This window comes from Ruegeria sp. BG10, from assembly GCF_056538575.1.
This window is the reverse complement of sequence record NZ_JBQFTI010000001.1, coordinates 188,306-212,190: the sequence shown is the minus strand read 5'-3', so window position 1 is coordinate 212,190 and position 23,885 is coordinate 188,306. Positions and strand designations below refer to the sequence as shown.

The window sequence follows — 23,885 nt, the reverse complement described above, 5'->3', positions numbered from 1 at the left end:
CACGAATGGACATCGCGTTTCTTCTGAACGGAGAGACAGTGGAGCTGGCGGATGTGGATCCGACAGCGACCCTGCTGGACTGGCTACGCGAGGATCGCGGCCTGACCGGCACCAAAGAGGGCTGCAACGAAGGCGATTGCGGCGCCTGCACCGTTATGGTGACGGATGAGGGCGGCGCAAAGGCACTGAATTCCTGCATTCTGTTTCTGCCCCAACTGCATGGCAAGGCAGTGCGCACCGTCGAAGGCGCGAGCGGCCCGGACGGAGAGGCGCATCCCGTACAGAAGGCGATGGTCGACCTGCATGGTTCGCAATGCGGTTTCTGCACGCCCGGATTTGTGATGTCGATGGTGGCAAGCCACGCGACAGGCGCGACGGACCATGATACCCAGCTTGCCGGCAATCTGTGCCGATGCACAGGCTATGCGCCGATCATCCGCGCCGCTAAAGCGGCTGAAGACCATCCCGTACCGGTCTGGGTCAAGGACAAGCCGGTCGCGCCGCGGACAACCTCTCGGATGCTGCCCGGCTCGTCGGATGAACTGGCCGCGGTCTATGCTGAAAATCCCGATGCAACTCTGGTCGCCGGTGCCACCGATGTCGGGCTGTGGGTGACCAAGCAGCTACGCGATCTGGACCCGGTGATCTTCCTCAACCGCTGCGACGATTTGAAAGAGATCACGGTTACCGAAGACAAAATCCGTTTTGGTGCAATGGTCGATATGAACCGCATGGGCGACGCGCTGGCCGATCTGCACCCGTCCTATGCCGAGATGATCCGCCGCTACGCCAGCGTTCAGGTGCGTCACGCGGCAACGGTGGGCGGCAATATCGCCAACGGTTCCCCCATCGGGGACAACCCGCCAGCGCTGATCGCGCTGGACGCCACCCTGCACCTTCGCAAAGGGGATGAACGCCGATCGATCCCGTTGGAAGATTTCTTCATCGATTACGGCAAACAGGACCGCGCACCCGGCGAATTTGTCGAGGCGGTCAGCTTCCCGCGTCAGGCGGATCGGCTTAAATGCTACAAACTCAGCAAGCGGTTCGATCAGGATATCTCAGCAGTATGCGGATGTTTCAACATCACTGTCGAGGACGGAACTGTCACCAGCGCACGCGTTGCCTATGGGGGCATGGCCGGCATTCCGAAGCGGGCCGCAAAGGTCGAGGCGTCGCTGAACAGCAAACCCTGGTCGCAGGAAACCGTTCAGGCCGCCCTGCCCGCGTTTGCCGAGGATTTCACCCCGATGACGGACATGCGCGCATCTGCCTCGTATCGTCTGGAAACCGCCAAAGCGATGCTTGAACGTTATTTCCTTGAGGATCAAGGCGAAGTGACAAATGTACTGGAGGTGACGGCATGAGCGTGACCAAACCTCTGCCCCATGACGCGGCGCCGCTGCACGTCTCCGGTACGGCGCGTTACGTGGATGACATCCCGACGCCAAAGGGATCGCTGTATCTGGCCTTCGGCCTCAGCCCCATCGCCAAGGGTAAGATCACGGCAATGGATCTGTCGGCAGTGAAGGCGGCCGAAGGCGTTGTTATGGTTATAACCGCCGACGATCTGCCATTTGCCAATGACGTCTCACCGTCGATCCATGACGAACCGTTGCTGTCGGACGGCACGATCCATTACATCGGCCAGCCGGTTTTCCTTGTAGTCGCCTCAAGCCATCTGGCCGCGCGAAAGGCCGCACGGCTGGGCAAGATCGACTATGCCGAAGAGGCACCTATCCTGACCGTCGAAGAGGCGTTGGCCGCTGACAGCCGGTTCGAAGACGGGCCGCGCATATACGCCAAGGGCGATGCCGATGCGGCCATTGCCGGTGCGGCCCATGTGATCGAGGGGTCCTTCGAACTCGGCGGGCAAGAGCATTTCTATCTGGAAGGTCAGGCCGCGCTGGCCGTGCCGAATGAGGGCGCGGATATGCTGGTGCACAGTTCGACCCAGCACCCGACCGAGATTCAGCACAAGGTGGCGGATGCTTTGGGCGTTCCCATGCATGCGGTCCGGGTTGAAACCCGTCGTATGGGCGGCGGCTTTGGCGGCAAGGAAAGCCAGGGCAACGCTTTGGCAGTAGCCTGTGCCATCGCCGCGCGTGCGACCGGCAGGGCCTGCAAGATGCGCTATGACCGAGACGATGACATGATCATCACCGGCAAACGGCACGCATTCCGGATTTCCTACCGCGCGGGTTTCAACGAGGACGGGCACATTCAGGGCGTCTCGTTCCTGCATTATGCCATCTGCGGATGGGCGCAGGATCTGTCCCTGCCGGTTGCCGACCGCGCGATGCTGCATTCGGACAATGCCTATCTGCTGCCGAATGCGCGGATCGAAAGTCATCGGTTGAAGACCAACACGCAATCCGCCACCGCCTATCGCGGGTTCGGCGGACCGCAAGGCATGGTCGGTATCGAACGGGTCATGGACCACGCCGCGCACGAACTGGGGTTGGACCCGGCCGAGTTGCGGCGGCGGAATTATTATGAACCCGCGCACGCGGTGGCGGACCCGGCGCCAATAGAAAAACCGCTGGGTCACCCTGATCCGCACGAAGACCTGACAAGCCGCGGCGCGGTCGAGATGGGCGACGCCCCGGTGCGTCCCCTGCCCGCAGGTGGCAACACCACCCCCTATGGCATGGAGGTCAGCGACTTCGAACTGCACGGCATGACCGAAGCGCTGCTGAAGTCCAGTGACTACGCCGCTCGCAAGGCCGCCATAGAAAATTGGAATGCCGAGAACAGCGTGATCAAGAAAGGCATCGCCTTTTCTCCGGTCAAGTTCGGCATTTCCTTCACATTGACCCACCTGAATCAGGCGGGCGCGCTGGTGCATGTCTATCAGGACGGCTCGGTTCACCTGAACCATGGCGGCACCGAGATGGGCCAGGGCCTGTTCCAGAAAGTTGCACAGGTCGCGGCCTCGCGGTTCGGTATTCCACTGGAGATGGTGAAGATCACCGCGACAGACACGGCCAAGGTGCCGAACACCTCGGCCACCGCTGCCTCGTCGGGCAGCGATCTGAACGGGATGGCGGTAAAGGCGGCCTGTGACACGATCCGCGACCGGATGGCCGATTATCTGGCCGAACGGCATCAGGCTGATCCGTCCACCGTGACCTTCTCGGATGGCCATGTTTCGGTCGGTGAGGAACGTTATTCCTTCGCCGAGGCCGCCGCGCTGGTCTATCAGGGCCGCATCAGCCTGTCGGCGACCGGATTCTACAAGACGCCCAAGATTGAATGGGACCGGATCAAGGGGCGCGGTCGCCCGTTTTTCTACTTTGCTTACGGTGCCTCCGTTACCGAGGTCGCCGTTGACACGCTGACCGGTGAGAACCGCATTCTGCGCACCGATATCCTGCATGATGCAGGCGCGTCGCTGAACCCGGCGCTGGATATCGGACAGGTTGAAGGCGGCTATGTGCAGGGCGCGGGCTGGCTGACGACCGAGGAGCTGGTCTGGGACGACAAGGGCAATCTGCGCACGCATGCGCCCTCAACCTACAAGATACCCGCCTGTTCCGACCGGCCCGACATCTTCAACGTCGCGCTCTGGGATGGGGAAAACCGCGAGGACACGATCTATCGCTCGAAAGCGGTCGGAGAGCCGCCTTTCATGCTGGGCATCTCGGCCTGGCTGGCGCTGTCGAATGCGGTTGCGGCCGTTGGCGACAGCTACCCGGCATTGAATGCACCGGCCACCGCGGAAGAAGTCTGGCGCGGGGTCCAAAGGATGAAGGGAGACATCTGATGGGATTTGACCTGGAGGCTTTGAGGGAGGCGGTCAAAACCCACGGCAAAGTGGTCCGCGTGGTTATCGCCGGGATCAAAGGATCTTCCCCGCGTGAGGTTGGCGCCGCCATGCTGGTTTGGCAGGGCGGACAGTCGGGCACCATTGGCGGCGGCACGCTGGAATACGAGGCGGCAAAGGCCGCGCGATCCCAAACCGCGCCGTCGCGTCTGACGCAACACGCGCTTGGGCCTGATATGGGGCAATGCTGCGGCGGCGCGGTGACGCTGTTCAGCGAAGTTTTCGACGCAGAAGCCGTGGTCGGGCTGGACGAAACGGTCATTGCCCGCAGCGTTTCGGGTGGGGCGATGCCTCTTTCGGTCAAAAGACTGCTGGTCGCGGCACGCGGTCAGGGGATTGCACCTGACCCCCAGCTTGTTGACGGCTGGATGGTCGAGCCGGTGCACAAACCGACGCGATCCCTGTGGATCTGGGGCGCGGGCCATGTTGGCCGCGCGTTGGTGGATGTTCTGTCCCCCCTGCCCGATCTGGCAATCACCTGGGTCGATACAGGTCCCGACCGTTTCCCCGACGCGGTGCCCGGCGGCGTGACCGTCGTTCCGGCGGCAAAACCCGCAGAACTGGTGCGCCATGCGCCGCGCGAGGCCGAGCATCTGGTGCTGACATATTCGCACAATCTGGATCTGGAACTGTGCAACCGGCTGCTTTCGCACGATTTCCGCTTTGCGGGGCTGATCGGCTCGGCTACGAAATGGGCGCGATTCCGGTCGCGGCTGGCAGCCCTTGGGCACTCGCCCGAACGGATTGGCCGGATCACCTGCCCGATCGGTGACCCGATGTTGGGCAAACACCCGCAGATGATCGCCGTCGGCGTCGCCGCGCAGCTGCTGCGCCCGACCCGGCAAAACGACTTGAAGAAGGACCTGAGCGCGTGACCACCCCACTATTGAGCTTGCAAGGGCTGACCAAAGCCTATCCCGGCGTCGTGGCCAATGATCAGGTGTCCTTTGACATCGGCGAAGGCGAGGTTCACGCCCTGCTGGGCGAAAACGGCGCCGGAAAATCCACTTTGGTGAAGATGATCTATGGGCTGGTGAAGCCTGACAGCGGTGCCATGCTGCTGCGTGGCCAGCCCTTTGCGCCTCCAGAACCGCGCGCGGCGCGGGCTGACGGGATCGCGATGGTATTCCAGCATTTCTCGCTGTTCGACGCTTTGAACGTGGCCGAAAATATCGCATTGGGGATGGAAAACCCACCAGCCATGGGTGATCTGGCGTCGCGTATCCGCCAGGTGTCCGAAACCTATGGCCTGCCGCTGGACCCATACCGCACGGTTGGCGACCTGTCCGCGGGTGAGCGTCAACGGGTTGAGATTATCCGCTGCCTTCTGCAAGACCCCAAACTTCTGATCATGGACGAGCCGACCTCGGTTCTGACACCGCAAGAGGTCGACATCCTGTTCGAAACGCTGAACAAACTGCGGTCCGAAGGAACGTCGATCCTGTATATCTCGCACAAGCTGGAGGAAATCCGGACATTGTGCGACCACGCCACGATCCTGCGTCTGGGCAAGAATGTGGGCGAGTGTGTTCCGTCCGAGACCTCGGCGCGGGACATGGCCGAATTGATGGTGGGTTCGACCCTGCAGACACCCGAGCGCACCGGGCGTGAATTCGGGCAGGTCGCACTGGATGTCAGCGGGTTGTCGGTGCCGTCACCATCAGAGTTCGGAACCGCGTTGAAGAACCTTCACATGACCGTTCGCAAGGGCGAGGTTCTTGGCATCGGCGGCGTTGCCGGCAACGGGCAGGACGAGTTGCTGGGTGTGCTGTCGGGTGAAGTTCAGACCGCCGCCGATGCGGTCAAATTCAACGGCCAGCCGATCGGCAAACTTGGTCCGACCGCGCGCCGCAAACTGGGCGTGCTCACAGCGCCCGAGGAACGGCTTGGTCATGCGGCCGCACCTGATATGAGCCTGACCGAAAACGCTCTGCTGACCGGTTCGGTGCGCGAAGGGCTGGATAACAACGGCTTTCTGAAATGGGCCGACACCAAAAACTTTGCCGAGAAGATCATCAGCGCTTTCGACGTCCGTACGCCGGGGCCGGAAAATGCAGCACGGTCGCTGTCCGGCGGCAATCTGCAGAAATTCGTCATCGGACGCGAGGTGTTGCAGAACCCCGACGTGCTGGTTGTGAACCAGCCGACCTGGGGTGTGGACGCCGCCGCAGCCGCCTCGATCCGGCAGGCCATTCTGGATCTTGCAGCCAAAGGCACCGCCGTCGTTTGCATCAGCCAGGATCTGGACGAGCTGATGGAAATCTCGGACAGCTTTGCCGCGCTGAACGAAGGGCGTCTGAGCGCCCCGCGCCCAACCACCGGCCTGACCGTGGACGAAATCGGCCTGATGATGGGCGGCGCGCATGGCATGGAGGTGGCCCATGTCTGAACTGAATCGAAAAAGAACAATGAAATCGGGGGGGATGAGCAGATGATTGTGTTGGAGAAACGGCCTCAGCCGTCCAAGGCGTGGTCCTATGCGACCCCCTTGGTTGCGGTGCTGGCAACGATGATTTTTGGCGGCATCCTGTTCGCCATTCTGGGCAAGAACCCGATCGAGGCCATCGGAACCATTTTCTGGGAACCCCTGTTCGGAGAATTCGCCTTTTACTACCGCCCGCAACTGCTGGTGAAAGGCGCGCCGCTGGTGCTGATCGCCATCGGCCTGTCGCTGGGCTTTCGGGCTGGTATCTGGAATATCGGGGCCGAGGGGCAGTACATCATGGGCGCCATCTTTGGTGCGGGTGCCGGTCTGGCGTTCTATCCGCTGGATGCGTTCTATATATTCCCGATCATGGTGATTGCCGGGGCCTTCGGCGGCTGGCTGTGGGCGATGATCCCGGCTTTTCTGAAAGTCCGCTTCGGTACCAACGAAATCCTTGTGTCGCTGATGCTGGTCTATGTGGCCGAACAGATGCTGGCCTCGGTTTCACTGGGCCTGTTGAAGAACCCCGAAGGGTTCGGCTTTCCCGGTTCGCGCAACCTGCAATCTTATGACAGCGCGCATAATGCCGAACTGATCGCGGGATCGGGCATGCATTGGGGCGTCGTAACCGCCCTGATCGCGGTGATCTTTGCCTATGTTTTGCTGAACCGCCACATGCTGGGCTTTCACATCCGGCTTACGGGTGAGGCACCGCGTGCGGCGAAGTTTGCCGGCGTGAACCCTGCGCGCCTGATCCTGTTCTGTCTGGGCCTGTCCGGCGCATTGGCCGGTCTGGCGGGGATGTTCGAGGTGTCCGGCCCGTCGGGTGTGGTCAGCATCGACTTTAACGTCGGCTACGGCTTTACCGCGATCATCGTGGCTTTCCTTGGCCGCCTGCATCCGGTGGGTATCCTGCTGGCCGGTGGGCTGATGGCCCTGACGTATATTGGTGGTGAGATCGCTCAGTCTCAGCTGGGCCTGCCCGCCGCCGCCATTCAGGTGTTTCAGGGTATGCTCCTGTTCTTCCTGCTGGCTTTCGACCTTTTGACCAACTACCGCATCCGTGCGGCCCGTAGCGAGGTGGCGTGACCCATGGACCTTGGTGAAATTAATCCCGTACTTCTGGTCGCCTCGCTGATGGTGGCCGCGACCCCCCTGTTGCTGGCCGCGATCGGAGAGCTGGTTGTCGAAAAAGCAGGCGTTCTGAACCTCGGTGTCGAGGGCATGATGATCGTTGGTGCGATCAGCGGTTTTGCGATCTCGGTCGAAACCGGCTCACCCTGGCTGGGTTTCATCGCCGCCGCAATCGGTGGTGCCGTACTGTCGCTGCTGTTCGTCCTGCTGACGCAGGTGGCATTGGCCAACCAGGTTGCCAGCGGTCTGGCGCTGACACTTTTTGGCCTGGGGTTCAGCGCCCTGCTGGGCCAAAGCTATGTTGGGATCAAACCGCCCAGCATGGGTGAAATCCATATCCCGGTGATCAGCGATATCCCCGTGATTGGCCCGATCCTGTTCCAGCATGACCCGATCCTCTATGTCGGCATCGCCCTGACCGCTGCGGTCTGGGCCACGCTGAAATACACCCGTGTCGGCCTGATCCTGCGCGCAGTGGGCGAGAACCACGATGCGGCCCATGCACTGGGCTACAAGGTCATCAGAATCCGTATTCTTGCGATCCTGTTCGGCGGGGCCTGCGCGGGGCTGGGTGGGGCCTATATCAGCCTGATCCGCGTGCCCCAATGGACCGAGGGCATGACCGCCGGTGTCGGCTGGATCGCCCTTGCGCTGGTGGTCTTTGCCAGCTGGAAACCGTGGCGTGCCTTGCTGGGTGCCTATTTGTTCGGCGGCATCACCGTGTTGCAGCTTAATTTGCAGGCAGCGGGCGTTGCCATTCCCGTCGAGTATCTGGCAATGTCGCCCTATATCATCACGATCCTTGTGCTTGTGATCCTTTCGGCCGACAAGAGCAGCGCACCTGCCTCACTGGGCCGGATCTTCCATGCCTCACACTAGGGGCCAATTGAACCAACTTGGGGAGTAACACATGAAATTCACAACACTTTTGGCAAGCGCCGCCATGGCGCTGGGTCTGGCGACAGGCGCCGTGGCCCAAGACAAGACCAAGGTCGGCTTTGTCTATGTTGGCCCGGTGGGCGACGGCGGCTGGACCTATGAACACAACAAGGGTCGCCTGGCCGTCGAGGACCATTTCGGCGACAAGGTCGAAACCGTTTTCGTTGAATCGGTGCCTGAAGGCCCGGACGCCGAACGCGTCATGACCCAGATGGCGCTGGAAGGCGCGGATCTGATCTTTACCACCTCGTTCGGTTACATGGACCCGACGATCAACGTGGCCAAGAAGTTCCCGAACGTGAAGTTCGAGCACGCGACCGGCTATAAAACCGCCGACAACGTCTCGGTCTATTCGGCCCGCTTCTACGAGGGTCGCGCCGTTCAGGGCCACATCGCTGGCAAGATGACCAAGTCGAACACCATCGGCTATATCGGTTCCTATCCGATCCCCGAAGTGATCCGGGGCATCAACTCGGCCTATATCCACGCCAAGAAGGTGAACCCGGATGTCGAGTTCAAGATCGTCTGGGCCTATACATGGTTCGACCCGGCGAAAGAGGCTGACGCGGCCACCGTTCTGATCGAACAGGGCGCGGACGTGATCCTGCAGCACACCGACTCGACCGCGCCGCAGGCGGCCGCGCAAGAGGCAGGCAATGTTGTCACCTTCGGGCAGGCTTCGGATATGAGCGAATACGCCCCGTTCCCGCGCGTGTCGTCGATCATCGACAACTGGGCCCCCTACTACATCGCCCGCACACAGGCCGTCATGGACGGTTCGTGGGCGACGGTGAACACCTGGGACGGTATCAAGGAAGGCATGGTCGAGATCGGAGAAATCTCTGACGCGGTTCCGGCTGACGTGAAAGAAGAAGCGCTGGCTCTGAAGGCCGCCATGGCGTCCGGCGAATACCACCCCTTCACCGGTCCGCTGAAGAAGCAAGACGGCAGCGACTGGCTGGCAGATGGCGAAACCGCCGATGACGGCACGCTGGCCGGCATGAACTTCTACGTCGAAGGGCTGGAAGGCGAGATTCCGCAGTAAGCCGACAGGCATACGAACCGAAGGGCTGGCCGAAAGGCCGGCCCTTTTTTGTTTCGGTTCCGCATGACCTTGACGAACAGGGATGCAGCGGACCTGATAGCGACAAGGGCAACTCTCCGACAGGACGGCATGGTTAATCCGATGGAACCCAAGGCACAGGACCGCGGCCGCTGGTGGATACTTGGCGCAATGGGGGCCATCCTTGGCGTCATCCTTCTGGATGAAACGGTTGTCAGCGTGGCGTTGCCCACAATCCGGGCCGAGCTTGGCCTGTCCCGGTTGGATGCGCATTGGGTCGTGAACATCTACCTGCTGGTGCTGGCCTGTTTTGCCTGTGCCGCAGGGCGGCTGGGCGACATCCTGGGTATCCGCGTATTGTTGAACGCGGGCCTTGTGATCTTTGGCATGTCATCTGTGCTGGGGGGTTTTGCCGACAGCGGATTTGCCCTGCTTGCCGCGCGGGCAGTTCAGGGTGTTGGCGCCGCTTTGATATTTCCTCTGTCGCTGGTGGTGCTCGTTCAGTCATTTGACGAAAAGGAACGCGGGCTGGCACTGGGGCTTTACGGCGGTATCGGCACGGTATTCCTGTCGTTGGGCCCGCTGGTGGGAGGTCTTCTGACCGAATACCTGTCCTGGCGCTGGATTTTCTGGGTCAACCCTCCGATCGTGCTGATTGTGGCCGGAATCTCCTGGACTTGCTGGCGCGATCCGCCACATTTGCCAGAGCTTGGATTTGACTGGAAAGGGCTTTTTCTTCTTGTGCCCGGTCTGGCCGCCCTGGTGTTCGGCGTCATGGAAGGCCCGGACCGGGGTTGGATGCAGCTTGAAGTTCTTGGCGCGCTGGCCGCAGGCGCGATGCTGCTGATCCTGTTTGTCCGTGTCGAACAGGGCCTTTCGACGCCACTGATCGCGATAAACTTGTTCGCCAATCCGGGGTTTGCGGCCGCGAACATGATCCTGTTTACTGCGCAATTCGGCAAGATTGCCCTGTTCGTGTTCGGCGCGGCCTATTTTCAGTCCGCGCTTGGGTTTTCACCCTTGATGGCCGGTGTGGCGTTATTGCCGATCGCTGTGCCGCAAATCTTTATCGCACCGATGGCAGGTAAAGTTGCCGATAAATTCGGCACCCGCGCCCCGTCCCTGACTGGCACCGCTATTGGAACGCTGGCCATTCTTCTGGTCGCGTTGGGAATGCACCTGAACGCAACTGCGGTAATCTACGTCGGATATGTCCTGTGGGGATGCTGCGTCCCGTTCCTGTTCGTTCCGCCCCGACGCGCGGTCATGTCTGCCGTGCCACCGGAACTGCACGGGCAGGCCAGCGGCATTTCCATGACGTTTCAGCTGTTGGGCGGAACAGTCGGTATGGCCTTGGGCAGTACAGCCCTCGCCATTACCGGTTCTTTCACCCTGGTCTTTTGTTTCGTCGCCGCATTCGCGGCGTGCGTTCTGGCCTACGCCATGGCCTCGCTTGCCGCAGAAGGGCAAACTGGCCGCGCAGCCGAGTGAATTCGGCGCGCGGGCCAGACGAAGATTAGTGCCCGGTCAGAACCAGCGTATTCACCGGCATCAGGATCAGACGCAGGCGCAGCCCCGCTGCATGGACAACGCCGATAGTGTCGACCACATGCAGGAACGCTGCCTCCCAAAAGCCAAGGTCTTCGTGTTCCAGCCGTTCGTGGTTGTCTGTGTAAACATTCGCAAGACAGTTGGATCCGGGCGGAATGTCATCCGCCATGCCTTTGTACAGCGGCTCCATATAGACCAGAATCGAACCCGGGTTGGTGTTGGTCTGCACATCCCGCAGCTCGTCCGTCGGGCGGATTTGCCCTGACGGGATCACGTCCTGCACCTCGACCACAACAACCGGGATCACCGTGAAGGGTTTGGTCATGCACCCAAGCTCTCCGATCATGCCGGGCTTGATGACCTGCGCGGAAAGCTGGTTGAACGCCGCCTGAAAACGATCATGCCCCGAGGATGAGGGCACCAGAATACCCGCCGGGCGCAGCAAAGGGCTGACATAGTCGCCGACCTGCAGCCCGAATTGTTCGACCCGCCCCGTTACCCCGGCGCTGATCACCGTTTTGTCCAGTTCGGTCAAAGCGGCATCCAGCTGCGCGTTTGCACTGGCCAGCTGGGCCGGGATCAGTTCTTCGATCTGCTGCAGGACGGCGGCACGTTTCGATTGCGCGGCCTTCAGTTCCGCCTCACGCTCGGCCACCAGATTTTCCAGCCGGTCGATTTCGGCCAGACGGACGGCACTGGACCCTTCGTCGCGCAGGGTGGTGTTGCGTTCCAGATCCTCAAGGGATTGGTCCAGCGCGGCCCGGGCACCGGCGATGCCGGCCTCGGCCTCGGCCAGATCGGTTTCTGCCACTTTCAGCGAAGCCTGCACCTGTGCGATCCCGGCATGCGCCGCTTCGACCATCGCGGTCTGGGTAAAATCCTCGATCCGGAAGATGGGCTGACCCGCGACAACCTGCTGGTTGTTGGAGACAAAAACCTCGGACACACGGCCGCCAAGCTGGGGCAGGATCGTCACGGTGCGGAAATAGGATGCCGCCGTTTTGCTGGCCGGATGGAAATAGAACAACGTGGTGATCACGGTCAGAGCCAGAATAGCGCAGGTGGTCAACCCCCAGCGCAGTTCATACCACATCGTGAAGAGGGTAATTTCATGCCCGATCCGTTTGCCCTGAACAAAGCGGCGGAACAGATAGTCCGGCAGCACTGTAACCAGCGCGCACATCAATGTCTCAAGCATGTCTTACTGCTCCTGCTGCGCGGCGGGTTCGGCGGGCTGGACCGGTGCCGGTTCGGGCGGGTCCTGTTTGCCCAAAGATCGGATCGCGTCAGCGATGGCCCTCAGCGGAGCGGCAACGTCGGGGAACTGGAACCCGGCCACCAGAATGGCGGCAACCCAGAACAACCCGTTATGGGTGAACAGCGCCAACAGGGCCAGAATACCCACCAGTTGAAACTGAGGGTGATTGGATTCATGGGCGATCTTTTCGGGGATCGAGTGCAGGGTGAAATATCCCACGCCGATCAGGATGATGACCAGAACGGTGAATACGAACATGAACGTCAAAAGGAAATCACTGCCGTCCGCCTGGGTCACGTAAGACGGAATATGCCCCGTGGCCATCGGGTGTAGATCTGCGGTACTCACCCTGCCCTCCTGTTTCTGCGTTACACTTTCTTGGATGGGTTGATGCGTAATTTCAAGCCTGCTTAAAGTTCCCGGTAGGCTTCGGGCGCGACTTGACGGCATTTTGGCCACGAGCATTTCAACGGACAGGCCGGCTGGCCCATAAGAGGAACCATGATAGATTTCCTGATCATCGGCGGCGGCATTGCCGGGCTCAGCGCTGGCGCGCGGCTTTCGCAGCACGGGACAGTAACCGTGCTCGAAGCCGAGGATGCGTTGGGCTACCACGCGTCAGGACGGTCCGCCGCCCTGTTCGAAGAAAGCTATGGCCCACCGTCCGTTGTTGCGCTGAACAAGGCTGGCGCCTCATTTATGCACGATGAAAATGGCGGCTATCTGATCCCGCGCGGCTTGATGCTGGTGGGCGGAAAGAACCAGAGGCAGGTGTTCGAAACTGATGCGGCCGACCTGAACATGCAGGTCATTACCGTGGATGAAGCGAGGACCTGCATACCGATCCTGAACCCCGCCACCGTAGGGCATGCCGCGATCAGCTATGCCGCGTTTGACGTTGATACGGACAGGCTGTTGCAGGATTTTGCGCGCATCATTCGCGGCAATGGCGGAACGGTGCTGATCAAACGCAAGGTCACAGATATTCGCAAAACCGGGCATTGGGTGATCCAGGCGGGTGAAAACTACGAGGCCCGCAATCTGGTCAACGCCGCAGGAGCCTGGGTCGATGAGATTGCCGCCCTGGCCGGGATCGCACCGATCGGGATTGTACCGAAACGTCGTTCTATGGCCCGGCTTCCCGCCCCGGGCGGGCATGACGTCAGGGGCTGGCCCATGATGCTGGGCGCGGGTGAGACCTGGTATGCCAAACCTGACGCGGGTAAACTGCTGGTCTCACCGTCCGAGGCTGAGCCGGTCGCGCCGCAGGACGCCTATGCCGACGACATGGTGCTGGCCGAAGGGCTGGCCCGGTACGAAGAAATGGTTACCGAGCCTGTTACCCGGGTCGAGGCAAACTGGGCCGGTCTGCGCAGTTTTGCGCCGGACGGGACTCTGGTTCTGGGCCCGGATCCGGCGGACCCGTCTTTTATCTGGTCAGCCGGTCAGGGCGGCTATGGGTTTCAGACCGCCCCGGCCGCCTCGCAATTGGTTGCGGATCTGGCGACCGGTTCACCTTCCCAACTGGGTGCCGAGGTCATCGCCGCCTTCAGCCCCGAAAGACTGCGCCGATGAGCAAAAGACCCCTTCCTTCGAATGCCAGCGTTGCCACCGAAGGTCAGGACGGGCGGCTGGTTGCACCCGCCGCGACCCGCAATGCGAACGCGCTGTGCAATTTGCTGGTTCAGTACGCGCCACCCAGCGGCCGCGCGCTGGAGATCGCCAGCGGCACCGGCCAGCATGTCAGCGCCTTTGCGCGGCACTTGCCCGGCCTGCTCTGGCAACCGACCGAGATCGACAAAGAGAGGCGGAACAGTATCGACGCATACACGGCTGACCTGACCAACGTCTCTGACGCCGCACCATTGGATGCAACGACGTCGGGATGGCACAAGGAATTCGCCGGGCAAAATCTGATTGTTCTGATCAACCTTGTGCATCTGATCAGTTGGACAGAAACCAAGACGTTAATTTCCGAGGTCGCACAGGCGCTCGCCAGCGGGGGGCGCTTTGTTCTCTACGGCCCATTCATGCGGTCGGGGCAGTTGACGAGTGACGGGGACCAGCGGTTCCATGACGCGTTAATCCAGCAGGACGCTGAGATTGGCTACAAGGATGACGATGACATTGCTGCGCTTTTGATCGGCCTTGGTCTGACCATCGTCGAGACTGTCGAAATGCCCGCCAATAACCTGGCTTTCATCGCGGAAAAACCCGCCACCTGATCGAAATCAAGGCCCAGCTCAACACCGCAATACACATTCCATTTATACAATATAAAATGGGATGATGACATGCATTGGCAGGAAAAGATCAAGGCCACCCGCAACGGGCTGCGCAATCTGAACGGCGCGATCCCCGATACAACCCGCGCGTTCGGCGCGCTTGGGGCGGCGATCAAGCAAGGCGGAACACTCGACTACAAGACCAAGGAATACATCGCTCTGGGCATCTCCATAGCGATCCGGTGCGAACCCTGCATTACGTTGCACACAGAAGCCCTGATCAAGGCCGGTGCATCGCGTGAGGAGTTTTCGGACGTTCTGGCAATGGCCATCCAAATGGGCGGGGGTCCGTCGATGATGTACGCGGCCAAGGCGCTGGAATGTTTCGACGAAATGACGTCGTGACAGCACCGAAATCAAAAGGCCCCGGACTGTTTCCGGGGCCTGATCTTGATCAACCGTCCTTGCGGATGGTTTCGTTCTTGGGGTCATAGGGGCTGTCGCAGGTGACAACCGCATCCCACAGCTTGTCCTGCATCTTGACCTGCAGCTTTGTGCCTTCAACCGCAAGCTCGGGCTTTACATAGCCCATGCCGATGGATTTCTCGAAGGCCACCGAGTAACCGCCCGAGGTCAATCGGCCCACGCGCTCACCCTCCGGCGTATAGAGCGCCTCGCGGCCCCACGGGTCGGCATCATCCGGTCCGTCAATCAGCAGGGTGCAGCATTTCACGCGCACGCCGGTCTCTTCCAGCTTGGCCTTGCCGTAGAAGTCCTTGGACAGGTCAACAAAGCGCGGCAGGTCAGCTTCCAGCGGGGTCGCGTCGCGGCCCAGTTCGGTGCCGAAGGCGCGATAGGATTTCTCCTGACGCAGCCAGTTCTGGGCACGTGCACCGACCAGCTTCATACCGTGCTTCTCACCGGCTTTTTCCAGCAGGTCGAACAGATAGTTCTGCATCTCGATCGGATGGTGCAGTTCCCAGCCAAGCTCACCGGTATAGGCCACGCGGATCGCGTTGACCGGGCACATGCCCAGTTCAATCTGACGGGCCGACAACCACGGGAAGCGCTTGTTGGACAGAGCGGTTTCCGGATCAGCGTCCTTAATGACCTCTTTCAGAACGTCACGCGACTTGGGTCCGGCGATGGCGAAGACGCCCCACTGAGTGGTCACGTCCTGGATCTCGATGTAGCCGAACTCCTCCATTTTGTCCTCGGCCGCCTTGCGCAGGTAGTCGGCGTCGTACTCGGTCCAGGCACCAGCAGAGACGATGTAGTAGTTGTTCTCGCCATTGCGGACGATGGTGTATTCGGTGCGGGTGGTGCCGTGCGAGGTCAGCGCGTAAGTCAGGTTGATGCGACCGACCTTGGGCAGCTTGTTACAGGTGAACCAATCCAGGAACTGGGTCGCACCGGGGCCTTTGACGACATGCTTGGTGAAGGCCGACGCGTCGATCAGGCCAACGCCTTCGCGGATCGCCTTGGCTTCTTCGACGGCATATTGCCACCAGCCACCACGGCGGAACGAGCGGGCGTCATGGTCGAAATTCTCGGGCGCGTCCAGCGGACCGAAATAATTCGGACGTTCCCAACCGTTGACCCAGCCAAACTGCGCGCCACGCGCTTTTTGACGGTCGTATGCCGGAACGGTCCGCAGCGGACGGCAAGCTTCACGCTCTTCATCCGGGTGGTGCAGGATGTAGACGTGCTCATAGCACTCTTCGTTCTTGCGCGCCGCGAATTCGGTGGTCATCCAGTTGGACGAATACCGCTTGGGGTCTAGCGAGGCCATGTCGATTTCGGCTTCGCCATCAACCATCATCTGCGCCAGATAATAACCGGTGCCGCCTGCAGCGGTGATACCGAACGAGAACCCTTCGGCCAGCCACATGTTGCGCAGGCCCGGAGCCGGACCAACTAGCGGGTTGCCGTCAGGGGTGTAACAAATCGGGCCATTGAAATCGTCTTTCAGACCGGATTCGGCGCAGGACGGCACGCGTTCGGCCATCGCCATGTACTGATCCGCGATGCGGTCCAGATCCAGCGGGAACAGGTCGGCGCGGAAACTGTCCGGCACGCCATGTTCAAACTGCGCGGGCGCGCCGTGTTCGTAGATACCCAGAATCCAGCCGCCGCGTTCCTCACGGGCATAGGATTCGTTGTCGGCGTCGCGGACCACGGGGTGCTCCGGGTTGCCTGCCTCACGCCATTTGACCAACTCGGGGTCTTTGTCCATGACAATGAAAGTGTGCTCGACCGGGATCGCGGGCATCTTGATGCCCAGCATCTTGGCGGTGCGCTGTGCGTGGTTGCCCGAAGCGGTCACAACGTGTTCAGCGGTAATCACCACCTGCTCGTCCGACGGCACCAGGTTGCCGCCCTTTTCGACCATCTTGGTACAGGTGACTTCCCAATGGGTGCCGTTCCAGTGGAAGGCGTCAGCCTGCATCTTGCGCACGATATCAACACCGCGCTGACGGGCGCCCTTGGCCATCGCCTGCGTTACGTCTGCGGGGTTAATATAGCCATCTTCGGTGTGATAGATCGCGCCCTTCAGATCGCTGGTTTCGATCAGCGGCCAGCGCTCTTTGATCTGGTCGGGGGTCAACCATTCATAGGCGACATCGCAGGTTTCAGCTGTGGAGGCGTAGAGCATGTATTCATCCATACGCTCCTGCGTCTGCGCCATGCGCAGGTTGCCGACCACGGCGAAGCCTGCGTTCAGGCCGGTTTCTTCTTCAAGCGTCTTGTAGAAATCAACCGAGTATTTGTGGATGTGGGTCGTCGCGTAGGACATGTTGAACAGCGGCAGCAGTCCCGCGGCGTGCCAGGTGGAACCGGATGTCAGTTCGTCCCGCTCAATCAGCATCACGTCATCCCAGCCCGCTTTGGCCAGGTGATAGGCAATCGAAGTACCGACGGCGCCGCCGCCAACGACCAGTGCTTTGACTTGGGTTTTCATAGCCGGGTGTCCCCCCTTGGAATCTGTTGCCACCATATGGCGCAAATGAAGCCCCCGCCGCGACATTCATCCGACCAGTGATATAAAAAAAACGACCCCCGATCTGTCGGGGGTCGCATTTCGGCTGGATTCCGGTGCGGGTTAACCGTCGCCCAATGTGCAGGTCTTGAAGGCTTCTTTGGTCGCGCATTTGCTTGAAACGCCTGCACCACCCTTGTTGACGCGAACCGAGGGTGCCTGCGCGGTTTCGTCTTTCTGGAAATAGGACTTCAACCCACCGAAAAAGCCGCCTGCGCCGCCGTCCTCGGCAGTAGGTTGCTTCGGGTCACCCTTGAACGACGCAAAGAAGCGCCCGAACATGTTGCCGCCCTCAGATCCGGCTTTTTGGGTTTCACCCGCCAGCAGATCGGTCAACCCCCTGCGGTACCCTAGCTGAACCAGATCGTCGGCGGATTGGATCTTGTTCGCGGTCAGGTCAAAGGTATCGTCGGGCAGCCCGTATTGCGCAGCCATTGTGTTCGCAACCAGAGCAAGCCCGTCGACGTTGTTGAGCCGGAGCTGCGCCAGTTCCCCACGGAGCTTCATGAACTCTGATCTCAGTTCAGCCATGTTCACGGCCAGTTCCGTCTCGGTCTCGGGGTTTGAGGTCGCGTCATTGCCGACACCGGGCACCGGCTGGCTGAGCAACGCGTTCAACCCGTCATAGTCCAGCCGCGACAGAAACGCGTGCACGTCCTGTGCAGGTGCGTCCGAATACATCTTCAGACGGATTTCCTCGCCCAAACCGATGGTGCCCTTGTAGACATTGAACGCCACCGGGGCGCTCAGGTCCGTGATACCTGCGGTAACCATCGACCAGAACGCGCGATCATCCACCCTAATCACACTGTATTTGTTTTGCGTGAACTGAAAAAATGCCACGCCGCCGATAACGCCGAAGGGGGCGTAATCGCTGGCGCTGATGCCCAGCGCGTCCACGGATTGCGCGATATTGCCCGCAAGAGTGTTGGATCTGGCGTCCTTCCTGAGTGAAACCTGCACCCAGATCGTATGTTCGCCTTTCTCGTAAACCCAACTGTTGCGATCTACCTTGCTGGCCAGTTGCTGAGCCTTCTGAATTGCGACTTTCTTGGCCAGCGGCCGGGCTGCTTCGCTGATGTTGTCCTGCAAGACCCCTTCCCGCGCATCGCGTGCAAAGTCGCGGTCGGCGATTGCGCGACGCACCCATTCCTTGTCGGAGTCCGGCAAGTAATGTTTGCCGCCGGCACGCCAGCGTTTCTGGCGTTCACGCTCGACTTTTTCCGCGTCCAGCTCTTCGTGATAGAGGGCAAACCGCTGTTTCAGCGTGTCCACATAACCGTTCGCCGATAAAGTGCCCTCGTGCTTTTTGTCCTGCTGGTAATAGTCCACCCCGGCCACAGCCAGAACCACAACCAGCACAAAACCAATGAACCGCAACGCGTCCATCTGAATCTCCGAAATCAATCACTGCTCTTTTCCCGGATGGATAGCAGTTAATTGGGGCAGTCTTGTGGCTTTGTTGCAGAATTCCCGCGTTGTCTTCAGGGGTCCGCGAGCGGAAGAATCTTTCCCGGATTCATAATGTTATCCGGGTCCAGCGCCCGTTTTATCGCGCCCATATAGTCGACCGCCGGCCCAAGTTCCTTGACCAGATAGGGTTGCTTGCCCTGCCCGATTCCGTGCTCGCCGGTACAGGTGCCTTCCATCGAGATCGCCTGATCGTTCAGCCACCCGACAAATCCGCCTGCCTTGGCCACTTCGTCCTCGTTTTCCATGTCGATCAGCAACAGGGTGTGGAAGTTTCCGTCGCCCACATGCCCGACCATCGGCGCCAGCAGGCCAAGCTCTTCGGTCTTTTTCCGGGTTGTTGTGACGCATTCGGCCAGACGCGAGATCGGAACGCAGACATCCGTTGAAATCCCGCGGGCTCCGGGCCGCAGTTGCAGGCTGGCCCAGTACATGTCATGCCGGGCCTGCCACAGCTTGTTGCGTTCTTCGGTCGTCGAGGTCGCGGCGAAATCCGTGCCGCCAAATTCTTCGGCGATCTGACCAAAGGTTTCCGCCTGCTCGGTGGCACCGCTTTCCGATCCGTGAAATTCCAACAGCAGCAATGGCGTTTCCGGCAGGCTCAGCCCGGAATAGGCGTTGGCCGCCCTTACCGACATCTCGTCCAACAATTCGATCCGCGCGACCGGGACGCCATATTGGATTGTCATCATCACCGCCTGACAGGCGGCATCCACCGTGGGGAAGGAACAGCGGGCCGAGGTGATTGCCTCGGGGATACCCTGCAAGCGCAGGGTGATTTCGGTGATGATGCCCAACGTGCCTTCGGCGCCGATCAACAAGCGGGTCAGGTCATACCCGGCCGAGGATTTCCTGGCCCGGTGGCCGGTCCGAATGATCTGCCCGTCCGGCATCACCGCCTCAAGGCTGAGGATGTTGTCCTTCATGGTCCCGTAGCGCACCGCATTAGTGCCCGAAGCCCGCGTTGCGGCCATACCGCCCAGCGAGGCATTCGCGCCGGGGTCGATCGGGAAAAACAGGCCCTGATCGCGCAGATGGGTATTCAGGTCCTCGCGCGTCACGCCGGGTTGGACAACGCAATCCAGATCGCCGGGATGGACTGCCAGCACCTTGTTCATCTGCGTGAGGTCAACCGAAATACCCCCCGCCGGGGCATTTACATGGCCTTCAAGCGACGTGCCGGTACCGAAGGCAATGACCGGGACCTTGTGCAAGGCACAGGTCCTGACGATTTCGGAAACTTCCTCGGTCGAATGCGGAAAGATCACCGCATCCGGAGACTGGTTTTCGATCCAGGTGGTTGTGTGACCATGTTGCTCGCGGATCGCCCGCCCTGTTTGTAGTCGGTCGCCGAATTTCTGCTTGAGGATGCTGACAGCCGTATCTATCCCGGCTTCGTTTCGCGGTAATACAGCTGCCTGCACCATTCGGTTTCCCCCCTATTCGCCTAACGCGATACCTTCGCGGCGCGGATCGGCACCGCCGATCAGAACGTCGCCGATTTCAATCGCATGCAGGCCCGAGGTCAGGTCGCGCGGGTTAACCTCGAACCCCATTTCGGTCAGAGCGTCCGAGAACCCCTCGGCCGATGTGCTCAGTTCGACATCATATGTTCCGAAACGGTTGACCAGATGCGGCAGCGACAAAGCCTGCTGAACATCCATGTCCCAGTCCGCCCAGGCGATGATCGATTTGGCCACATAGCCGATAATGCGGCTGCCGCCGGGTGAACCGATGGCCAGCACCGGCGCACCGTCCTGCATTACGATTGTCGGGCTCATGGACGAGCGCGGCCGTTTGCCGGGCTCCAGCCGGTTGGCAATCGGAACGCCGTCGCTGTGGGTCTTGAACGAGAAATCCGTCAACTCGTTGTTGAGCAGGAACCCGTTCGTCATCAGCCGGGATCCGAAGCCGTTTTCAATCGTCGTCGTCATCGACAGGACGTTGCCATATTGATCCACAATCGAAATATGCGAGGTCGAGGGCAGTTCCAGCGAGACATCATCGGCCCAGTTCGACGCGTGATCGAATTCCGGATTTCCCGGCGCGACCTCGGTCAGCGCGCCTTCGCTGCCCAGCAGTTCGCCGCGCTGCGACAGGTAGTCCGGGTCGACCAATCCTTTCGTGGGCATGGGAACAAAATCGTGGTCGGCCATGTACCGGCCCCGGTCGGCAAAGGCCAACCGGGAGGCATCGCCGATCAGACGCCACGCATGGGCGTCTTCGGGGCCCATGGCGGCCAGATCATAACCATCCAGCATGCCAAGTATCTGCCCAACCGTCAGTGCGCCCGAAGATGGCGGCCCCATGCCGCAGACCTCATAAGTGCGATAGGTCGCGCAGACCGGCTCACGCTCGATCACCTGATAGAGCGCCAGATCGACACCGGACAGAACGCCCGGATTTCCCGGCGCATTGCGCACGGTGCTGACGATCCCGGCGGCGATTTCACCGCCATAGAACCCGGCAGACCCTTCGCTGGCCAGAACCCGCAGGGTTTCCGCATATGCGGGGTTCACCAGACGCTGGCCTTGCTTCAGCGGCGCGCCATCGGGCAGGAAATAGGCCGCGGTTCCGGGGAACCGAGACAGACGCTCGGCATCCGCTTCGACCAGGCTGGCCAGACGTGGCGAGACAAGGAACCCCTCGTCGGCCAGCGTAATTCCATCCTGAAACAGGCTGGGCCACGGGCTGCGGCCCCAGCGGCGATGCGCTTCCTCCAGCAATGCAGGCGTGCCGGGCGTACCGACGGACAAGCCGCCAACCACCGCATCAAAGAATTTCAGCGGTGCGCCGTTTTCGTCGTGGAACAGCCGGTGGTTCGCTTCCAACGGGGCCGTCTCACGCCCGTCGAGCGTGGTCAGATTGCCGGTTGCGGCGTCGTACCAGACAAGGAAAGCCCCGCCACCCAGGCCCGAGGATTGCGGTTCAACCAGCCCCAGCACAACCTGCACCGCGACCATCGCATCTGCGGCGGACCCCCCTGCCCGCAGGACCTTGGCACCGGCCTCGACGGCCAGTGGGTTAGCGGCCGCGACCATCCAGTTCTGCGCCTCGACAGGGGCACCGGCCAGTTTGGCCTCAAGCGCCGCGATAACCTCTTCGGTCAGCCCCTGCACCTGCCCCTCGGACGCGCCCTCGGGCGCAACCGCATCCGCGGTTTCCTGTGCAAAGGAAGGCGCCCCGAAAGTCAGTGCCGTCAAAAACAATCCCGAAATCAGACTTCGTTTCATTGTATCCTCCTGAAAAACAGTTCTATGCCCCTGCAATCAAACGAGGCCCAAACTCGTCACAACATGGATGGTACGACCTGATCCGGTGGCCGGTGACCGTCTTCGAAGGTCTTGATATTTATAATGACCTTCTCGCCCATTTCGATCCGCCCCTCCAACGTGGCCGACCCCATATGGGGCAACAGAACGACATTCGGCAATTGCCGCAGGCGCGGATTCACATTCGTTCCGTGTTCATAAACGTCCAGCCCGGCCCCGGCGATTTCACCCGAACGGATCTGCCGGGTCAGCGCGTTTTCATCGATCACCTCACCGCGTGAGGTATTCACGATAACAGCTGTCTGCTTCATCAGCTTCAGACGCCGCGCATTAATCAGATGAAAGGTCGACGGCGTGGACGGGCAGTTGATCGAGATGACATCCATCCGCGCCACCATCTGGTCCAGGCTTTCCCAATAGGTCGCCTCCAGGTCCTGTTCGGTCTCGGGGCGCAGCCTGCGGCGATTGTGATAATGCACCTGCATGCCAAACGCCTTGGCCCGCTGCGCCACGGCCTGACCGATGCGTCCCATTCCAAGAATGCCCAGACGCCGCCCGCCGATCCGACCACCCAGGAACGCGTTTGGCGCCCAGCCTGACCAATCCCCCTTTTGCATGACCGCCAGACCTTCGGGTATCCTGCGCGTCACGGCCAGTATCAGCGCCATGGTCATGTCGGCGGTGTCGTCGGTCAGAACACCCGGAGTGTTCGAAACCAGAATTCCGCGCTGCCGCGCAGTTGCAACATCGATATTGTCAACGCCAGCCCCATAATTCGCGATCAGGCGCAGGTTCTCGCCGGCCTGCCCCAGCAGGCCACCGTCGATCGTATCCGTCACGGTCGGGACCAGCACGTCCGCGCTTTGGACGGCGGTCACCAGTTCTTCGCGCGACATCGGCGTATCATCGTCGCGCAACTGCACGTCGAACAGCTCGCTCAACCGGGTTTCAACCGCCTCGGGCAACCGTCGCGTAACGACAACACTCAGACGTTCTCTTGGCACCTTCGCCCTCCCACTGCTTTGCAAACTTTCGCGCGCCATGGCATCGTGGCGCAGGATAAGGCGGGGCACAAGAACTCCTAAGACATTGAGTCGACCTTTTTTCGAACACAGATCAACAGGCACAAGAGCAGACAGTCAGTGAGTGGTACTCTACCGGTAATGCGCCGTTTCTGGGCAATAGTGTCCGTGCTTCTGTTCGCGTTCGGCCCCGTGGTCGCCAGCGCACAGGATAAACGCGGCCCTGTCACCAACCTGCCTTTGCCACGTTATGTTTCGATGAAAGCTGCCGAAGGTAATGTGCGGCGTGGCCCGTCGCTGACTCATCGAATCGACTGGGTGTTCAAAAGGCGCGGAATGCCCCTGCAAATCACCGCCGAATACGGCAACTGGCGCAAGGTTCAGGACCGCGACGGTGCCGGCGGATGGGTTCATTACGCCTTATTGTCGGGCGTGCGCACCGTTCTGATCGAATCCGAGATGCTGCCGGTCTATACGAGCCCCGATCCGAACGCGCAGGTCAGCGCCCAATTCGAATCCGGGGTTGTCGCCCGGCTGGGCAGTTGCAATCCGGACTGGTGCCACATTTCCGCCGGCGGCTATCGCGGCTGGGCGCCCAAATCCAGCCTTTGGGGCGTCGACCCTGCGGAAATCCGCGAATAACTCGTCGGCACGCAACCC

Annotated in this window: 19 protein-coding genes; 12 read left to right on the top strand and 7 right to left on the bottom strand. The window is 60.8% G+C overall.

Annotated elements, in window-relative coordinates; translation table 11 throughout:
* Positions 1–5: 5 nt before the first annotated feature.
* The 8 genes from xdhA to ACR0D8_RS00930 all read left to right on the top strand — a co-directional run bounded on the left by xdhA (position 6) and on the right by ACR0D8_RS00930 (position 10,878).
* Positions 6–1,367 (top strand): xanthine dehydrogenase small subunit, encoded by a 1,362-nt coding sequence (gene xdhA, locus ACR0D8_RS00965; protein ID WP_480644049.1) that lies wholly within the window; start codon positions 6–8, stop codon positions 1,365–1,367.
* A complete protein-coding gene (gene xdhB, locus ACR0D8_RS00960; RefSeq protein ID WP_480644048.1) occupies positions 1,364–3,766 on the top strand; it encodes a xanthine dehydrogenase molybdopterin binding subunit in 2,403 nt (800 codons plus the stop codon). Before xdhA ends, xdhB begins: the two co-directional genes overlap by 4 nt.
* Positions 3,766–4,701, top strand: a complete 936-nt coding sequence (gene xdhC / locus ACR0D8_RS00955) for a xanthine dehydrogenase accessory protein XdhC (RefSeq protein WP_480644046.1) — start codon at positions 3,766–3,768, stop codon at positions 4,699–4,701. The genes xdhB and xdhC overlap by 1 nt, the downstream gene beginning before the upstream one ends.
* Entirely contained in the window at positions 4,698–6,215 is a 1,518-nt protein-coding gene (locus ACR0D8_RS00950) for an ABC transporter ATP-binding protein (RefSeq protein WP_480644045.1), read from the top strand. Before xdhC ends, ACR0D8_RS00950 begins: the two co-directional genes overlap by 4 nt.
* Before the next feature lie 42 nt (positions 6,216–6,257).
* Complete coding sequence (locus ACR0D8_RS00945; protein WP_480644044.1) at positions 6,258–7,340, top strand: ABC transporter permease; 1,083 nt, start codon at positions 6,258–6,260, stop codon at positions 7,338–7,340.
* A 3-nt stretch (positions 7,341–7,343) separates the two neighbouring features.
* Positions 7,344–8,264, top strand: a complete 921-nt coding sequence (locus ACR0D8_RS00940; RefSeq protein ID WP_475158383.1) for an ABC transporter permease — start codon at positions 7,344–7,346, stop codon at positions 8,262–8,264.
* A 31-nt stretch (positions 8,265–8,295) separates the two neighbouring features.
* Positions 8,296–9,369 carry a BMP family ABC transporter substrate-binding protein gene (locus ACR0D8_RS00935; RefSeq protein WP_480644042.1) on the top strand — a complete coding sequence of 358 codons (1,074 nt, stop codon included), beginning with the start codon at positions 8,296–8,298 and terminating at the stop codon, positions 9,367–9,369.
* 141 nt (positions 9,370–9,510) lie between these two features.
* Complete coding sequence (locus tag ACR0D8_RS00930) at positions 9,511–10,878, top strand: MFS transporter (protein ID WP_480644040.1); 1,368 nt, start codon at positions 9,511–9,513, stop codon at positions 10,876–10,878.
* A 25-nt stretch (positions 10,879–10,903) separates the two neighbouring features.
* Here ACR0D8_RS00930 and ACR0D8_RS00925 read toward each other — a convergent pair whose 3' ends face one another.
* Both ACR0D8_RS00925 and ACR0D8_RS00920 read right to left on the bottom strand, forming a co-directional pair.
* The gene (locus ACR0D8_RS00925; protein WP_480644039.1) at positions 10,904–12,136 is read right to left on the bottom strand and encodes an HlyD family secretion protein; all 1,233 of its coding nucleotides are present in this window, start codon (positions 12,134–12,136) and stop codon (positions 10,904–10,906) included.
* Positions 12,137–12,139: 3 nt separating this feature from the next.
* Positions 12,140–12,544 carry a hypothetical protein gene (locus ACR0D8_RS00920; RefSeq protein ID WP_480644038.1) on the bottom strand — a complete coding sequence of 135 codons (405 nt, stop codon included), beginning with the start codon at positions 12,542–12,544 and terminating at the stop codon, positions 12,140–12,142.
* A 153-nt stretch (positions 12,545–12,697) separates the two neighbouring features.
* On the opposite strand from ACR0D8_RS00920, the gene ACR0D8_RS00915 reads away from it, so the two are divergent.
* The 3 genes from ACR0D8_RS00915 to ACR0D8_RS00905 all read left to right on the top strand — a co-directional run bounded on the left by ACR0D8_RS00915 (position 12,698) and on the right by ACR0D8_RS00905 (position 14,826).
* Complete coding sequence (locus ACR0D8_RS00915) at positions 12,698–13,771, top strand: NAD(P)/FAD-dependent oxidoreductase (RefSeq protein ID WP_480644037.1); 1,074 nt, start codon at positions 12,698–12,700, stop codon at positions 13,769–13,771.
* Positions 13,768–14,421, top strand: a complete 654-nt coding sequence (locus tag ACR0D8_RS00910) for a DUF938 domain-containing protein (protein ID WP_480644036.1) — start codon at positions 13,768–13,770, stop codon at positions 14,419–14,421. Before ACR0D8_RS00915 ends, ACR0D8_RS00910 begins: the two co-directional genes overlap by 4 nt.
* 69 nt (positions 14,422–14,490) lie before the next feature.
* Entirely contained in the window at positions 14,491–14,826 is a 336-nt protein-coding gene (locus ACR0D8_RS00905) for a carboxymuconolactone decarboxylase family protein (RefSeq protein WP_480644035.1), read from the top strand.
* Positions 14,827–14,875: 49 nt separating this feature from the next.
* Here the strand turns inward: ACR0D8_RS00905 and ACR0D8_RS00900 are convergent, their stop codons facing one another.
* The 5 genes from ACR0D8_RS00900 to ACR0D8_RS00880 form a co-directional block, all read right to left on the bottom strand.
* On the bottom strand, positions 14,876–17,383 hold the full coding sequence (locus tag ACR0D8_RS00900; protein WP_480644034.1) for a GcvT family protein: 2,508 nt from the start codon (positions 17,381–17,383) through the stop codon (positions 14,876–14,878).
* 141 nt (positions 17,384–17,524) lie between these two features.
* Positions 17,525–18,868 (bottom strand): hypothetical protein, encoded by a 1,344-nt coding sequence (locus ACR0D8_RS00895; RefSeq protein ID WP_480644032.1) that lies wholly within the window; start codon positions 18,866–18,868, stop codon positions 17,525–17,527.
* 77 nt (positions 18,869–18,945) lie between these two features.
* Positions 18,946–20,358 carry an FAD-binding oxidoreductase gene (locus ACR0D8_RS00890; RefSeq protein WP_480644031.1) on the bottom strand — a complete coding sequence of 471 codons (1,413 nt, stop codon included), beginning with the start codon at positions 20,356–20,358 and terminating at the stop codon, positions 18,946–18,948.
* 12 nt (positions 20,359–20,370) lie between these two features.
* Positions 20,371–22,164, bottom strand: a complete 1,794-nt coding sequence (gene ggt / locus ACR0D8_RS00885; protein ID WP_480644029.1) for a gamma-glutamyltransferase — start codon at positions 22,162–22,164, stop codon at positions 20,371–20,373.
* 56 nt (positions 22,165–22,220) lie between these two features.
* Entirely contained in the window at positions 22,221–23,207 is a 987-nt protein-coding gene (locus tag ACR0D8_RS00880) for a 2-hydroxyacid dehydrogenase (protein WP_475158350.1), read from the bottom strand.
* 159 nt (positions 23,208–23,366) lie between these two features.
* On the opposite strand from ACR0D8_RS00880, the gene ACR0D8_RS00875 reads away from it, so the two are divergent.
* On the top strand, positions 23,367–23,867 hold the full coding sequence (locus ACR0D8_RS00875; protein WP_480646332.1) for an SH3 domain-containing protein: 501 nt from the start codon (positions 23,367–23,369) through the stop codon (positions 23,865–23,867).
* The last annotated feature ends 18 nt before the right edge of the window (positions 23,868–23,885 follow it).

Bases quoted from the DNA above. Each gene is read 5' to 3' on its own strand.
- xdhC (WP_480644046.1), top strand. From the start codon at position 3,766: ATGGGATTTGACCTGGAGGCTTTGAGGGAGGCGGTCAAAACCCACGGC.
- xdhB (WP_480644048.1), top strand. From the start codon at position 1,364: ATGAGCGTGACCAAACCTCTGCCCCATGACGCGGCGCCGCTGCACGTC.
- ACR0D8_RS00945 (WP_480644044.1), top strand. From the start codon at position 6,258: ATGATTGTGTTGGAGAAACGGCCTCAGCCGTCCAAGGCGTGGTCCTAT.
- ggt (WP_480644029.1), bottom strand. From the start codon at position 22,164: ATGAAACGAAGTCTGATTTCGGGATTGTTTTTGACGGCACTGACTTTC.
- ACR0D8_RS00915 (WP_480644037.1), top strand. From the start codon at position 12,698: ATGATAGATTTCCTGATCATCGGCGGCGGCATTGCCGGGCTCAGCGCT.
- ACR0D8_RS00935 (WP_480644042.1), top strand. From the start codon at position 8,296: ATGAAATTCACAACACTTTTGGCAAGCGCCGCCATGGCGCTGGGTCTG.
- ACR0D8_RS00905 (WP_480644035.1), top strand. From the start codon at position 14,491: ATGCATTGGCAGGAAAAGATCAAGGCCACCCGCAACGGGCTGCGCAAT.
- ACR0D8_RS00940 (WP_475158383.1), top strand. From the start codon at position 7,344: ATGGACCTTGGTGAAATTAATCCCGTACTTCTGGTCGCCTCGCTGATG.
- xdhA (WP_480644049.1), top strand. From the start codon at position 6: ATGGACATCGCGTTTCTTCTGAACGGAGAGACAGTGGAGCTGGCGGAT.
- ACR0D8_RS00900 (WP_480644034.1), bottom strand. From the start codon at position 17,383: ATGAAAACCCAAGTCAAAGCACTGGTCGTTGGCGGCGGCGCCGTCGGT.
- ACR0D8_RS00910 (WP_480644036.1), top strand. From the start codon at position 13,768: ATGAGCAAAAGACCCCTTCCTTCGAATGCCAGCGTTGCCACCGAAGGT.
- ACR0D8_RS00925 (WP_480644039.1), bottom strand. From the start codon at position 12,136: ATGCTTGAGACATTGATGTGCGCGCTGGTTACAGTGCTGCCGGACTAT.
- ACR0D8_RS00875 (WP_480646332.1), top strand. From the start codon at position 23,367: ATGCGCCGTTTCTGGGCAATAGTGTCCGTGCTTCTGTTCGCGTTCGGC.
- ACR0D8_RS00930 (WP_480644040.1), top strand. From the start codon at position 9,511: ATGGAACCCAAGGCACAGGACCGCGGCCGCTGGTGGATACTTGGCGCA.
- ACR0D8_RS00890 (WP_480644031.1), bottom strand. From the start codon at position 20,358: ATGGTGCAGGCAGCTGTATTACCGCGAAACGAAGCCGGGATAGATACG.